Source organism: Mycobacteroides chelonae (assembly GCF_016767715.1).
Classification (GTDB): Bacteria; Actinomycetota; Actinomycetes; order Mycobacteriales; family Mycobacteriaceae; genus Mycobacterium; species Mycobacterium gwanakae.
The window spans coordinates 2,311,797-2,324,671 of sequence record NZ_CP050145.1 but is presented as its reverse complement, the minus strand read 5'-3'; the positions used below and the strand labels follow the sequence as shown (position 1 = coordinate 2,324,671).

The following is a 12,875-nucleotide window of genomic DNA, read 5'->3' as shown; positions in this document are numbered from 1 at the left end:
TCGTCTTTCGGGTCGACTGCGCGGAATACCGGCCCCATGCGCCTGGTTCGTGCAGATATGAATGCCGCCCCGCAGTTCGATCCGCACGCACTCATAGCCGACAGCCGCATCGGCGTCCTGGCGACCATCAGATCCACTGGACTGCCGCAGCTCTCCCCCGTCACCCCGTTCTATGACCGCGACAAGGGCGTCATCTACGTCTCGATGACGGATGGCCGTGCCAAGACCGTGAACCTTCGCCGTGATCCTCGCGCCGCGCTGGAGGTCACCAGCTCGGACGGACGGGCCTGGGCAACGGCTGAGGGTGGGGTGACCCTGACCGGGCCCGGTACCGACCCTCACGGGCCCGAAGTCGAAGCGCTCGTCGACTACTACCGCGGAGCGGCCGGCGAACATCCTGATTGGGAGGAGTACCGCTCTGTCATGGTGTCCGACCGACGCGTCCTGATGGCGTTGAAGGTCGAGCGCGTCTACGGCGAGAAATTGAACTGAGCCTCAGACCTTTCCTGTTGCGTCATAAATCCAGCTCATGTCCGCACTCGCGAGGTCTTCCAACCATGATGGCGGCGCCACGTTCGTCAGTGCCCCCATGTCCCAGTAGTCCTTCCAGAGCGTGATCTTCCCGTCAATCACCTTGAGCACAGACGCGAACCGCAGCAGCGCGGTTTCCCCGGTGGTCCAGATCCATGTCTCGGAGTGCTCATACATCACGTCTGCACCATTGGCGACGATTAGCCCGTCATGGTGCACATAGTCCTTCAGCGGCTCCAGGCCGATCTTCAGACGCTTGACGATGTTCTCTGGCCCGCATGCCGCAGCGGTGGGTCCGACCGGCATGTCCAAGTAAATGCAATCATCGTCAAGAAACGTGGTGACCGCGTCCCAGTTTCTCTCCGAAAGCGCTACCCACAGACCGATAACCACCGACGCTGATGACATCCCGATAGCTTTCCTTCCCCCGAAGTACAACGAGTCGAGATCCTACGATCCGCGCACCCGCAGCGGGTCCGATCTGGGCGATTAGGCTCACCCCATGCTCGTCGCAAAGTCGATCCTCTTGTTCGCCGCAGCCGCGGTCCTCGAGATCGGCGGTGCCTGGCTGGTATGGCAGGGGGTGCGCGAGCATCGCGGCTGGACATGGGTGGGATTCGGAGTGATCGCACTGGGCGCCTACGGATTCGTGGCGACCCTGCAACCGGATGCCCACTTCGGGCGCATCTTGGCGGCTTACGGCGGGGTGTTCGTTGCCGGGTCACTCTTGTGGGGCATGGTGATGGACGGCTTCCGACCCGATCGTTGGGACATCGGCGGCGCGCTCGTCTGCCTGGTAGGAGTGGCCGTCATCATGTACATGCCGCGGAGCGCATGAGCCGCGCTGCGTCCGGCCCCTTGCGCCGAGAGCTGGGCACGTTCGATGCCGTCATGATCGGGTTGGGCTCCATGCTCGGCGCCGGAATCTTCGCCGCCTTGGGGCCCGCCGCCCAATCGGCCGGTTCAGCGCTGCTGCTGGGCCTGGGACTGGCCGCGGTGATCGCCTACTGCAATGCGACATCCTCGGCCCGGCTGGCTGCGGTGTATCCCGCCTCAGGCGGCACCTACGTGTACGGCCGCAAGCGTCTCGGCGACTTCTGGGGATATCTGGCCGGTTGGGGCTTCGTGGTCGGGAAAACCGCGTCATGCGCCGCCATGGCCCTGACCGTGGGCTTCTACGCGTGGCCTGCCCACGCACACGCCGTCGCCGTGGCGGCCGTGGTGGCCCTGACCGCGATCAACTATGCGGGAGTTCAAAAGTCGGCATGGGTGACACGCGCAATCGTGGCGATCGTGCTGTCGGTGTTGGCGGCGATTGTGGTCACGGCGTTCGGATCCGATGGCATCGATGTCGCAACCCTCGACATCACCGATGTGTCGATCACCGGAGTGCTGCAGGCCGCGGGCCTGTTGTTCTTCGCGTTCGCCGGATATGCCCGCATCGCGACTCTGGGTGAGGAGGTACGCGATCCGGCACGCACCATCCCCCGGGCGATCCCCATCGCGTTGACGATCACTCTGGTGGTGTATGCCGTTGTCGCCGTGGCGACCTTGACGACGCTGGGTCCGGAGCGGATGGCGGCATCCGCAGCTCCCCTGCTCGACACCGTCACTGCGGCGGGTGTGCGGTGGATGGAACCGGTGGTGCGGATCGGCGCCATCGTGGCGGCGACGGGCTCGTTGCTGGCACTCATACTCGGAGTCTCACGCACCACCTTCGCGATGGCGCGTGATCGCCATCTACCTCACGTCCTGGCGGCGGTGCACCCCAAGTACGGAGTACCGTACCGCGCTGAACTTCTTGTCGGTCTTGTGGTCTCGATCCTGGCAGCCACCGCCGACCTGCGCGGCGCGATCGGGTTCTCGTCCTTCGCGGTGCTGGTGTACTACGCGGTGGCCAATGCCTCGGCGTGGACACTCGCCCCCGCCGAGGGGCGACCGCCGCGAATAGTTCCGGCGCTTGGTCTGGCAGGCTGCCTGGTGATTGCCCTCGCACTGCCACGGCCTTCGGTCGTCGCCGGCGCAGCCGTGCTGGCAGTCGGCATTTTCATCTACGCCGTCCGCCGCCTCAGTGTCCCGGGTACGCGTGAATAAGAGCGCTGTCCAGCTTTGACACCGCATGAGTCAGTTCGTGTTCGGCAACATGAGCGATCCGGTGCGCTTCAGCCAGGCTGATGTCCGGGTCGACATCGAGTTCGGCATCCGCGTGGAGGCGATGCCCGATCCATCGCAGCCGCACGCTGCGCACTGTGCGCACCCCCGGCTGAGCCACCAGCGCCGTTTCCGCGGCATCCACCAATGCGGGATCCACCCCGTCCATCAACCGCCGGAATACATCTCGACCCGCGGTGCGCAGCACCACGAGAATCGCCACGGTGATCACCAATCCAATGATCGGGTCCGCCAAGGGATATCCCAATGCGACACCTCCGGCACCCAGTACCACAGCCAGTGAGGTGAACCCGTCGGTGCGCGCATGCAGGCCATCGGCGACCAGCGCCGCAGAACCGATCCGGCGGCCTACCCTGATCCGGTAGAGAGCGACGAGTTCATTTCCGATGAACCCGACCACTCCGGCGACCGCCACCCAACCCAGTTGACCGATCTGCACCGGGTGGATCAGACGCATCACAGCCTCATAGCCCGCCACCACGGCCGACAGCGCGATCATCGATACGACGAACAGGCCGGCCAGATCCTCGGCACGTCCAAATCCGTAGGTGTATCGCCTTGTCGCGACCCGTGTTCCGAGTGCGAAGGCTATCCACAGCGGCACCGCCGTGAGCGCATCAGAGAAGTTGTGAATGGTATCGGCGGCGAGCGCCACAGAACCGGACACCACCACGATCGCCACTTGAAACGCAGCCGTCACCAGCAGCGCGGCCAGGCTGATCTTCACGGCCCGAGTTCCGGCCGCACTGGAGCTGAGGGCATCGTCGATGCTGTCGGCGGCATCGTGACTATGCGGCGACACGATCTCGGCGAGCAGGCCCCTCAACCCTCCGGGATGCTGATGACCATGATCATGGTGATCGTGATGAGCGGGCTGGTTTCGGGTGTGACTCATTTCTTACCAACCTTTTTCACGGATCCGGCGGTATGCAGCACGGCCTCGGCGCGGTGATGCGGCGGGATTCCCGGGCCCGCATGCTCGGCGTTGTGGACGGCATCGGTCACCAACTGCTCGACGTGTTCGTTTTCCAGGCTGTAGTAAACGGTGGTGCCGTCGCGACGAGTCCGGACCAACCGGGCCATACGTAACTTCGCCAAATGCTGCGATACCGAGGGCGCCGGCTTGCCGACGTGGTCGGCCAGCTCATTGACCGATAACTCGCCGCCAGTCAGTGCCCACAACACCCGAACTCGGGTGGCATCGGCAAGCATTCGAAATACTTCGACTACCAGCCCAACCTGCTCATCGTCCAATGGCGAACTGTCAGCATTCACCACGACGCTCCTCTGCTGCATATCTGCATTGATACGCAGATAGTAGACCATGGAGCCCGACAGTGCTCGCAGCACCCACATCCGTCGGCGGCGGCATTCCCCGGCACCGACGTGGTCATTGGTGCGCAGCAGGATTCGCCCCTCCAGGCGTTCATGCCCTCACGCACCGCGATGGCAGCGATCACGAGCGCCGCGACCGGGTCCGCCCATGACCACCCGAAGAGGGAGTTGACGAGCAGTCCTACCAGCAAGACCGCCGACAGATATGTGCACAGCAGCGTCTGCTTGGAATCTGCCACTGCCGACGCAGATCCCAGCTCACGACCCGCCCGGCGTTGCGCCCAAGACAGCACCGGCATGACCGCGAGGCTCGCCGCCGCCAGCGCGATACCGATCGTCGAATGCCGCGCCTCGCCGATCCCTGCCAGCGACCGGATCGACTCCACCGTCACATACGCGGCCAGCGCAAAGAATGAGAACGCGATGGCCCGCAGCGCGGCCTTCTCCCTGGTCTGCGGATCCTCGGCACTGAATTGCCACGCCACCGCGGCGGCCGAAGACACCTCGATAACCGAATCCAAGCCGAAGCCGATCAGCGCGGTCGAGGACACCCGCGTACCTTCCGAAAGGGCGACGACGGCCTCGATGACGTTGTAGGTGATGGTGGCGGCGACGAAAAGACGCACCCTGCGATTGAGCACGTCTCGGCGCTGGGACGTGAGCACCATCAGCAGCAACCCTCATCAGCCGGGCAGCAGGACGGATCGACCGTCAGCACCAAGTCCACCAAGTCATCCAGGGCGTGGGCGATCCGCGTATCGGCCAGCTCGTAACGGGTGCGCCGACCCTCGGGAACTGCGACGACAAGTCCGCAACCGCGAAGACATGCAAGGTGATTCGAGGTTATCTGACGCGATACCCCGACCTCCTCGGCGAGCTCCGAAGGGTAACCGGGCCGCGATCGCAGGCTCAGCAGGATCGCCGAGCGCGTCGGGTCCGACAGTGCCGATCCAAATCTCGTCAGGGCATCACGATGGACCAGGGTCTCCATGACATGGATAGTACATCTTCTGCTGTATTCAGATCTAGATGTACTAACTGACGGCCGGTACGTGCCCCGCCGAAGCCGAACGTGCTTTCTGCCCGGCACGCAGAAAGACTCCCGTTCGCTCCTTTCCGAGAATTTCGGTGGGCTTGCCGTCGACCACGACGCTGTGTCCGCCGACCAGCACCGAGCAGACTGTCTCATCATTGCGATTGACCATCCGCGACAATCCCCCGTAAGCAGCAACGGACTGCTCGGCATACTCCGTCAAGGATCCATCGAGCCTCGCGGGGTCAACCACCAAAAGGTCTGCCCGGTCGCCGATTCGGAGATGACCGGCATCGATCTGGTACCAATCGGCAAGCTCACCAGTCAGTCGGTGCACGGCCTGCTCGATGGTCATGAACGGCTGTCCGGCTAGTTGCGCCTCGTGCACATGCCTCAACAGCCGCAGCCCGAAGTTGTAGAAGGCCATGTTCCGCAGGTGAGCACCGGCATCGGAGAAGCCGAGCTGGATGCCGGGATCTTGCGCGAGCTGCCTGAGCACCTCGGGGCGATGATTGGAAATAGTGGTGCGCCAGCGGATGGCGGCGCCGTGTTCTAGCACCAGATCAAGGAACGCGTCGACAGGGTGCAGGCCCCCGCGGTCCAGACCGACCTGGCCGAAAGACTTGCCGACGACCGAGGCATCCGGGCAGGCAACGATCTCGGCATCGAAAAAGTCTCTGTGCCAGACTCTTACACCAAACTTGCTCTCGTACTCCTTGCGGAATCGGCGACGGTACTTCTCGTCGCGCAGCAGATCATTGCGCTCCACTTCGTTGCGCAAGTGCAGGGCCGCGGCCCCCGCACCGAATTCTTCGAAGATCACCAGGTCGATACCGTCCGCATAGACCTCAAACGGCACGGGCAGATGCTGCCAGCGGAAATTGCCACCCAGTTTGTTGATGATGCGGGCGAGCGGCCCCATCGCCCTGATCGCATACGGGTTGGCCTTGATATCAGCCGCCGAGAGCAGCGACGTCGATAGCCGCTTGCGCAGGATGCCCAGAGACTGGACTGCCTGCGACAACACGTTCAACGGATTCTCGATGTCCGGACCGGATTGCAGCGCCCGATTCTTTTGGCGAAGCCGGGATTTGAGCTTTCGCAGCTCACGCGGCTTGGCATAGGTAGACGGCAGCGTCCGAGAACGGCACACATCGCCGTCCAGCTTGTCGAAGAGTAGCTGCTGAGAGGACATGCCGACAAAACCGGCATCGAGGGCCTCGGTCAACCACCTGTCCATCTGCGACTGCTCATCGGGCGTGGGCCGTTCGTTCTTGCGGGTGGCGCGATCCAAACCCATCGCCGCCGCGCGCATATCCGAATGCCCCAGGAACGTCGCAATGTTCGGCCCCAGCGGAAGCGACTCCAGCGCCGCGATGTACTCGCGCGCATTCGTCCATGTCTTGTGCCGATCCATCGCCCCGATGACGTGATCGCGCGGTATCGCCTCCACCCTGCCGAAGATGTCCCCGGCATCGACACCGTTGACATGCACCACGGACAGCGAGCAAGAACCCAGTAGCACCGTTGTCACGCCGTGCCGCACCGACTCCGACAGTGCGGGTGCGGCGAGGACTTCCACGTCGTAATGCGTGTGGACGTCCACCAACCCCGGGAGCACCCATTTTCCCGTCGCGTCAATGATGTGCGGACAGTTCGTGACATCGAGGTCGCCGTGCGAGATCGCGACAATATGGCCGTCCTTGATCCCGATGTCTCGGATAGCCGATGCCGCGCCGGTTCCATCGAACCATCGCCCATTTTTGATCACCGTGTCGAACTGCACGTCGTTGTGCGAAGCCATAGTCGACTCTCCTTGTGTTACTGCTATTTCACGGGCGCTATGCGAAGCGCCGGTAGGACATATCTCCGGAAGTGGCGGCGCAGCGAGGCAGGATCATCCGGATCCATGTGGTTCCCGGGTACGCTGCCCAGGCTGATCATCACACGGGCGATCCACTCGCTTGCTTCCTCAATGTCTGTGCGCGCGTGAATTTCTCCGGCATCGCGGGCCGCCTCGAGATACGGACGCCAGAATCCGGCGAGATCGGGCACCAGCCCCTGCACGCCCGCGCCGGCGCAGGCCATGAACTCCTCGGGCTCGCGTACTCGCATCCGCATGAGCAAGGTGCCGGGATCGTCGTATGCGCGGCGGCCGATTTTCACCCCGGCCACCAACTGAGCCTCGAACCCCTCGATGTCCGCAAGCTCCGCGGCGGACTGGGCCCAGCTGGTCTCGATCAATCGGATGATCGCGGCACCCACCAGAGTCTGCTTGTCCGGGAAGTGGCGGTACAGCCAGGAACGCGATACGCCGGCTTCCTCCGCCACGTCCGTCATCGTTGTTGCCCGAATTCCCTTATCAGCCAACATCTTCTCGGCAGCGTCGAGTAGCCGGGCGGCCACTGAATCGCCATCGGGGTCGGGTATCGAACCTTCATCGAACACCGCAGTCATGCCCTCAATCTAGACAAGCTGTAGACACATTTCAAGATCTGTGTACACTTCGGATGAACAGTTTTCGAAACTGTTTACAAGCGACCGCAATGCCGCGGCCGGACCTCAAGGAGTCCCATGACCCGACCCAACACCGCGATCATCGGTGCCGGAATCAGCGGACTGACGTCCGCGAAGATGTTGTCCGACTACGGAATTCCCTACACCTGTTTCGAAACGTCAGATCGCATTGGCGGAAACTGGGCATTCGGCAACCCCAACGGCCATAGCAGTGCGTACCGTTCCCTGCACATCGATACCTCGCGGCATCAGCTCTCCTTCCGCGACTTCCCCATGCCCGACAGCTACCCACATTTTCCTCACCACACCCTGATCAAGCAGTACCTGGAGGACTACGCGACGGCCTTTGACCTCAAGCCCCATATTGAATTTCAGAACGGCATCGTCCACGCCGAGCGCTTGTCAACCGGTGGCTGGGAGCTGCTGACACAGAAGGGTGAACGCCGATTGTTCGACCTTCTCGTCGTCGCCAATGGACATCACTGGGACCCCAGATATCCCGATTTTCCCGGCACCTTCACCGGCACGACGTTGCACTCTCACCACTACATCGATCCCCGCACTCCCCTGGATCTCATGGACAAACGGATCCTGGTGGTGGGCCTGGGTAACAGCGCCGCCGATATCGCGGTAGAGCTATCGTCCCGGGCTACCGGAAACACCGTCGCCCTCTCCACCCGGTCCGGCGCCTGGATCGTCCCCAAGTACGTGGCCGGCCAGCCCGCCGATAAGTACTTCCGCACCAGCCCACACATACCGATGTCATGGCAACGCAAGCTCTTTCAGATGATGCAGCCCCTCATGTCGGGACGCCCCGATCAGTTGGGGCTACCGATGCCAAACCATAAATTCGGCGAGGCACATTTCACCCAATCCGTCGAGCTCCCGCTGCGACTTGGATCCGGAGACATCGCTCCCAAGCCGAACATCGATCGACTGGACGGTGACACCGTGCACTTCGAAGACGGCACGTCCGCGGACTTCGACGTGATCATCTTCGCCACGGGTTACAACATCACCTTCCCGTTCTTCGATCCGGAATTTCTCAGTGCGCCGGACAACCGCATCGACCTGTACAAACGGATGTTCAAACCCGGACTGGACGACCTGATCTTCGTCGGCCTGGCGCAGGCCGTTCCATCCTTGTTCCCGTTCGTCGAATGCCAGGCACGACTGGTGGGCGCCTATGCGGCAGGCAAGTACCTGCTGCCCTCGATCGATGAGATGCACGAGGTGATCGAGGCGGAACATCGCAAGTACACCGGGCACATGCTTGATCGCCCGCGCCACACGCAGCAGTTGGACTATTTCCTCTACGAGCACGATATGAGAACCAGAGAGATCCCCCGCGGGCTCGCGCGGGCGAGGGGTGCCGCATGAACCGGCAGAACATCCGATTCAACAGCCACGGAATCGACTGTGATGCATGGCTGTACCATTCGGAGACGGTAACGGAGCCGGCCCCCGTCGTGGTGATGGCACACGGTCTGGGCGGTACCAAGGATTCGGGACTGGAAGCCTTCGCGGCGCGGCTCGCCGACGCGGGCATGCACGCCTTCGCGTTCGACTATCGCGGCTTCGGATCCTCCGACGGTTTTCCCCGGCAACAGGTTTCGTTCAGCCATCAGATCGGCGACTATCACGCTGCCGTGAACACCGCCGCACGCCTCCCCGGTGTTGATCCCAGGCGGGTCGTCTTGTGGGGTGTGTCCCTCGCCGGTGGGCACGTACTGGCAGTCGCCGGTTCGCGAAACGATATCGCGGCCGTCGTCTCGGTGACGCCGTTGGTGGACGGCATTGCGGCCGCGCGCTCGGCGATGAGCGAACACAGCGCCCGCACCTTGGCTCGCTCGGCGCTCACCGGTATCCGCAGCCGGGTGGGACGTCACCAGCAGACCATTCCGATCGTCGGGCATGCGGGAGAGCTCGCGGCGTTGACATCGGACGGGTACTACGAGGCGCATCTGGCGATCGCGGGACCCTCTTGGCGCAACGAGATCGACGCGACGGTGGGCACTCAACTTGCCGCGTACCGTCCCACCCGCCATGCCGCGCGGATCAACTGCCCCACGCTGGTACAGATCGCCGACTTCGATCGGGCCGCGCCACCGTACGCCGCCGCCAAGGCCGCCTTCAAGGCACGGGCCGAGGTGCGCCACTACCCCTGTGATCACTTCGGCGTCTATCAGGGCCAGGAGTGCTTCGACTCCGTCGTGTCCCACCAAATAGGCTTTCTGACAAGACACCTGGGCGTCCGGTCGACGTCGCTGACCGAAGCAGTTCATGGCTGAGACCATTCAGCAGCTGGTGCGTGCCCGGGCTACCGATGACAACGTTGCACTCGTGTATCGAGGTGCGACGTGGACCTGGCGCGAGTATGTGGCCGAGGCGGACCGTCAGGCGGCAGCACTGATTCGGCGGGCCGACCCGCAGCGACCTCTTCACGTCGGCACCCTGCTGGGCAATACCCCTGCGATGGCGATTGCGATGGCTGCGGCCGCTCAGGGCGGATACATCCTGTGCGCGATCAACAACACTCGTCGTGGCGAGGGGTTGGTGCGCGATATCCGCAAGGCGGATGTGCAGCTACTGCTTGTGGACAGCGAGCATCGCCCTCTGCTCGAATCGTTGGATCTATCTGACGTCGTTGTGATCGATGTCGACGGGACGGGCTGGCGCCGCGATGTCGAGGCGGCCGGCGCGCTGGAGCCGTATCGGACTGCCGCGGCCCTTGACCCCTTCATGATGATCTTCACCTCAGGGACCAGCGGTGACCCGAAGGCAGTTCTCGTGACACACATGATGGTGCTCGTCGCGGCTCAATCGCTGGTATCCCGATTCTCGCTGTGCCCCAACGATGTCTGCTATGTCTCGATGCCGTTGTTTCATTCGAATGCCGTGCTGGCCGGATGGGGTGTCGCAACGGCAGCGGGTGCCGCGCTGGCCCCGGCGAAATTCTCCGCATCGGGCTTTCTTCAGGACATCCGGGAGGTCCGCGCCACTTACATGAACTACGTCGGCAAGCCACTGGCATACCTCCTCGCCACACAAGAACGGCCCGATGATGCGGACAACCCATTGCGGGTGGCGTTCGGGAACGAGGCCTGCGATAACGACATTGACCAGTTCGCTCGACGATTCGATGTCGAGGTGTACGACGGATTCGGTTCGACGGAGAATGCCGTCATCGTCACCCGGGAGGAGGGTACGCCGACGGGTTCCATCGGCAAGGGCTTCCCCGGTGTCGCGATTTACGACTCCGACACGTTGATCGAATGCGCCGTGGCCCGGTTCGATCCGCACGGCATCCTGGTCAATCCCGATGAAGCAGTCGGTGAGTTGGTGAATACCCAAGGGGCAGGCTTTTTCTCGGGGTACTACAACGACGACGAGGCTACCGGTGAACGGATGCGCCACGGCATGTATTGGTCGGGCGATCTCGCTTACCGGGACGCAGACGGCTGGATCTATCTGGCCGGGCGGACAGCCGACTGGATGCGGATCAATGGCGAGAACCTGGCGGCGGCACCCATCGAACGGATCGTGCAGCGGCACCCCGCAGTGAGCCAGGTGGCCGTTTACGCCGTCCGCGACGCCTCCGGGAGCGAAGAGGTGATGGCCGCGCTGGTGCTGCGGGAGCCGTTGACGCCGTCGGGTTTCACCGCGTTTCTAGCCGCCCAGGAGGATCTGCCGCGAACCGGTTGGCCGCGATATGTGCGCTTGGCGCCCGGGCTCCCGTCCACCGCGACCAACAAGGTTCTCAAGCGCGTGCTGATTTCAGAGGGCCTTGATGTCGGGGACGACGAGCTGTGGGACCGCGACGCGCGCGGAGTCGAATACCTGCCCTGGCGGCATCCCCACCGGTCTATGTTTCCAGAGTGACTGGAGTTGTTCGCTAAAGCCATTGCGATGCTGAATTTTCCACACTAAACTCGAACATATGTTCGATGGGTTGGCAGACGGTGGACTGATCGATGTGATCAGCTCCTCGCAGCGCGCGGAGGCACAGGCAGCCGCGCGACGACTCTCTGCCATTGGCGTGCTGGTGGATCGCCACGCGGACCCCGAGCAACAGGATCCTCGCGACAGGTTTGCGGTGGACCGCTGGGACGAGGTTGCCGCGCAAGTGGCCGCCGCACAGGGCATCACCCACGCGTTGGCCTCACATCAAATGCGCTACGCCTATGTCCTACGGCATCGGCTGCGTGCTGTGGCACAGCGATTTGCCGCCGGAGACATCGACTTTCGCACCGTCGCGTTGATCATCGGGCGCACTGAACTACTGGAAGACGATGCTCTAGTCGCCGCCGTCGACGCGGCGATCTGCGAAGCGCTGCCCCGCTGGGAACGCTGGTCGATCAAACGGATCACCGGCGCGCTCGACGCGCTGATCTACCGCCACGACCGTGACGCGGTGCGCCGCACCAAAACTGCCACCGACGACCGCCACCTCGAGATCCGGCCCCTCGATACCGGCGACCCCCTGGCCGAGATCTGGGGTGTACTGCAGACTCCACACGCCGTGGCACTCGACAAACGCCTCGAACAGTTGGTCGCCACCGTCTGCCCCGCCGACCCGCGCACCAAAGCCCAACGGCGTGCCGATGCCATCGGCGCCCTCACTCAGGGCCTAGATCGGATGCGCTGCACCTGCGATGACCCCGGCTGCGCGGGGGTTGCCGTTGCCGACACCCCCGTCATCGTGCACCTAGTCGCCAATCAAGACACCCTGGAAGACCCCGAAAACCTTGAGCCCGCCCAGGTATCCGGATTCGGAGTCATCAATGGCGCGCAGGCTCGCCACCTTGCCACCCAGCCCGGCACCCGGATCCGGCCCCTGCACGCCAGGGACACCGACCGCTATCGGCCCACCCGCGCCCTCGACACCTATATCCGGTGTCGCGATCAGATGTGCCGCTTCCCTGGCTGCTCGCACCCCGCCGATACCGCAGACCTGGACCACAGCGTCGCATACGCCGACGGCGGCCATACCTCAGTAGAGAACCTGAAGGCGTTGTGCCGCAAACACCATCTACTGAAAACCTTCTGCGGATGGCGTGAAATTCAGGAGCCGGACGGTACCGTCATCTGGAAAGCGCCCACCGGACACACCTACCCCACCACCCCTGCAGGCGGGCTACTGTTCGCCAATCTCAGCAGGTCCCGCACCCGCGCCCAGGACCGTCAACAACGCCGCACCGCCGAACGAAACCTCAACCAACGACAGCGACTACAACGCGAGCACGCACAAGCCGCACGCGCCAAGGCGAATCCACCGCCGTTCTAA

The 12,875-nt window shown here is 63.3% G+C and carries 14 protein-coding genes; 7 read left to right on the top strand and 7 right to left on the bottom strand.

Annotation, left to right across the window (positions count from 1 at the left end; genetic code table 11):
* The first annotated feature begins 57 nt into the window (after nucleotides 1-57).
* On the top strand, nucleotides 58-492 hold the full coding sequence (locus HBA99_RS11400) for a PPOX class F420-dependent oxidoreductase (protein WP_070924144.1): 435 nt from the start codon (nucleotides 58-60) through the stop codon (nucleotides 490-492).
* Nucleotides 493-495: 3 nt separating this feature from the next.
* Here HBA99_RS11400 and HBA99_RS11395 read toward each other — a convergent pair whose 3' ends face one another.
* Nucleotides 496-939: a nuclear transport factor 2 family protein gene (locus tag HBA99_RS11395; protein WP_030098095.1), complete on the bottom strand. Its 444-nt coding sequence runs from the start codon at nucleotides 937-939 to the stop codon at nucleotides 496-498.
* A 94-nt stretch (nucleotides 940-1,033) separates the two neighbouring features.
* Between HBA99_RS11395 and HBA99_RS11390 the strand changes: the two genes are divergently transcribed.
* Nucleotides 1,034-1,369 (top strand): YnfA family protein, encoded by a 336-nt coding sequence (locus tag HBA99_RS11390; RefSeq protein ID WP_030098096.1) that lies wholly within the window; start codon nucleotides 1,034-1,036, stop codon nucleotides 1,367-1,369.
* On the top strand, nucleotides 1,366-2,625 hold the full coding sequence (locus HBA99_RS11385; RefSeq protein ID WP_070951024.1) for an APC family permease: 1,260 nt from the start codon (nucleotides 1,366-1,368) through the stop codon (nucleotides 2,623-2,625). Before HBA99_RS11390 ends, HBA99_RS11385 begins: the two co-directional genes overlap by 4 nt.
* On the opposite strand, the gene HBA99_RS11380 is transcribed toward HBA99_RS11385, so the two are convergent.
* The 6 genes from HBA99_RS11380 to HBA99_RS11355 are packed head-to-tail and all read right to left on the bottom strand — an operon-like array spanning nucleotide 2,600 to nucleotide 7,528.
* Complete coding sequence (locus HBA99_RS11380; protein ID WP_070951025.1) at nucleotides 2,600-3,598, bottom strand: cation diffusion facilitator family transporter; 999 nt, start codon at nucleotides 3,596-3,598, stop codon at nucleotides 2,600-2,602. The genes HBA99_RS11385 and HBA99_RS11380 overlap by 26 nt on opposite strands.
* On the bottom strand, nucleotides 3,595-3,999 hold the full coding sequence (locus HBA99_RS11375; RefSeq protein ID WP_070924176.1) for an ArsR/SmtB family transcription factor: 405 nt from the start codon (nucleotides 3,997-3,999) through the stop codon (nucleotides 3,595-3,597). The genes HBA99_RS11380 and HBA99_RS11375 overlap by 4 nt, the downstream gene beginning before the upstream one ends.
* Nucleotides 3,975-4,706 carry a cation efflux transmembrane domain-containing protein gene (locus tag HBA99_RS11370; protein WP_070951026.1) on the bottom strand — a complete coding sequence of 244 codons (732 nt, stop codon included), beginning with the start codon at nucleotides 4,704-4,706 and terminating at the stop codon, nucleotides 3,975-3,977. Before HBA99_RS11370 ends, HBA99_RS11375 begins: the two co-directional genes overlap by 25 nt.
* Complete coding sequence (locus HBA99_RS11365; RefSeq protein ID WP_070917799.1) at nucleotides 4,706-5,029, bottom strand: ArsR/SmtB family transcription factor; 324 nt, start codon at nucleotides 5,027-5,029, stop codon at nucleotides 4,706-4,708. Before HBA99_RS11365 ends, HBA99_RS11370 begins: the two co-directional genes overlap by 1 nt.
* Before the next feature lie 43 nt (nucleotides 5,030-5,072).
* The gene (locus HBA99_RS11360; protein ID WP_070951027.1) at nucleotides 5,073-6,875 is read right to left on the bottom strand and encodes an N-acyl-D-amino-acid deacylase family protein; all 1,803 of its coding nucleotides are present in this window, start codon (nucleotides 6,873-6,875) and stop codon (nucleotides 5,073-5,075) included.
* 23 nt (nucleotides 6,876-6,898) lie between these two features.
* Nucleotides 6,899-7,528, bottom strand: a complete 630-nt coding sequence (locus HBA99_RS11355) for a TetR/AcrR family transcriptional regulator (RefSeq protein ID WP_070924140.1) — start codon at nucleotides 7,526-7,528, stop codon at nucleotides 6,899-6,901.
* A gap of 117 nt (nucleotides 7,529-7,645) precedes the next feature.
* On the opposite strand from HBA99_RS11355, the gene HBA99_RS11350 reads away from it, so the two are divergent.
* Genes HBA99_RS11350 through HBA99_RS11335 form a run of 4 tightly spaced genes read left to right on the top strand, consistent with a single transcriptional unit; the run spans nucleotide 7,646 to nucleotide 12,875 of the window.
* A complete protein-coding gene (locus HBA99_RS11350; protein WP_070949695.1) occupies nucleotides 7,646-8,968 on the top strand; it encodes a flavin-containing monooxygenase in 1,323 nt (440 codons plus the stop codon).
* Nucleotides 8,965-9,879: an alpha/beta hydrolase gene (locus tag HBA99_RS11345; RefSeq protein WP_070924138.1), complete on the top strand. Its 915-nt coding sequence runs from the start codon at nucleotides 8,965-8,967 to the stop codon at nucleotides 9,877-9,879. Before HBA99_RS11350 ends, HBA99_RS11345 begins: the two co-directional genes overlap by 4 nt.
* Nucleotides 9,872-11,470: a fatty-acid--CoA ligase FadD1 gene (gene fadD1 / locus HBA99_RS11340; RefSeq protein ID WP_070951028.1), complete on the top strand. Its 1,599-nt coding sequence runs from the start codon at nucleotides 9,872-9,874 to the stop codon at nucleotides 11,468-11,470. The genes HBA99_RS11345 and fadD1 overlap by 8 nt, the downstream gene beginning before the upstream one ends.
* A 58-nt stretch (nucleotides 11,471-11,528) precedes the next feature.
* The gene (locus tag HBA99_RS11335) at nucleotides 11,529-12,875 is read left to right on the top strand and encodes an HNH endonuclease signature motif containing protein (protein ID WP_070951029.1); all 1,347 of its coding nucleotides are present in this window, start codon (nucleotides 11,529-11,531) and stop codon (nucleotides 12,873-12,875) included.

Coding starts and splice junctions, on each gene's coding strand:
- HBA99_RS11400 (WP_070924144.1), top strand. CDS start 58: ATGAATGCCGCCCCGCAGTTCGATCCGCACGCACTCATAGCCGACAGC.
- HBA99_RS11395 (WP_030098095.1), bottom strand. CDS start 939: ATGTCATCAGCGTCGGTGGTTATCGGTCTGTGGGTAGCGCTTTCGGAG.
- HBA99_RS11390 (WP_030098096.1), top strand. CDS start 1,034: ATGCTCGTCGCAAAGTCGATCCTCTTGTTCGCCGCAGCCGCGGTCCTC.
- HBA99_RS11385 (WP_070951024.1), top strand. CDS start 1,366: ATGAGCCGCGCTGCGTCCGGCCCCTTGCGCCGAGAGCTGGGCACGTTC.
- HBA99_RS11380 (WP_070951025.1), bottom strand. CDS start 3,598: ATGAGTCACACCCGAAACCAGCCCGCTCATCACGATCACCATGATCAT.
- HBA99_RS11375 (WP_070924176.1), bottom strand. CDS start 3,999: ATGCAGCAGAGGAGCGTCGTGGTGAATGCTGACAGTTCGCCATTGGAC.
- HBA99_RS11370 (WP_070951026.1), bottom strand. CDS start 4,706: ATGGTGCTCACGTCCCAGCGCCGAGACGTGCTCAATCGCAGGGTGCGT.
- HBA99_RS11365 (WP_070917799.1), bottom strand. CDS start 5,029: ATGGAGACCCTGGTCCATCGTGATGCCCTGACGAGATTTGGATCGGCA.
- HBA99_RS11360 (WP_070951027.1), bottom strand. CDS start 6,875: ATGGCTTCGCACAACGACGTGCAGTTCGACACGGTGATCAAAAATGGG.
- HBA99_RS11355 (WP_070924140.1), bottom strand. CDS start 7,528: ATGACTGCGGTGTTCGATGAAGGTTCGATACCCGACCCCGATGGCGAT.
- HBA99_RS11350 (WP_070949695.1), top strand. CDS start 7,646: ATGACCCGACCCAACACCGCGATCATCGGTGCCGGAATCAGCGGACTG.
- HBA99_RS11345 (WP_070924138.1), top strand. CDS start 8,965: ATGAACCGGCAGAACATCCGATTCAACAGCCACGGAATCGACTGTGAT.
- fadD1 (WP_070951028.1), top strand. CDS start 9,872: ATGGCTGAGACCATTCAGCAGCTGGTGCGTGCCCGGGCTACCGATGAC.
- HBA99_RS11335 (WP_070951029.1), top strand. CDS start 11,529: ATGTTCGATGGGTTGGCAGACGGTGGACTGATCGATGTGATCAGCTCC.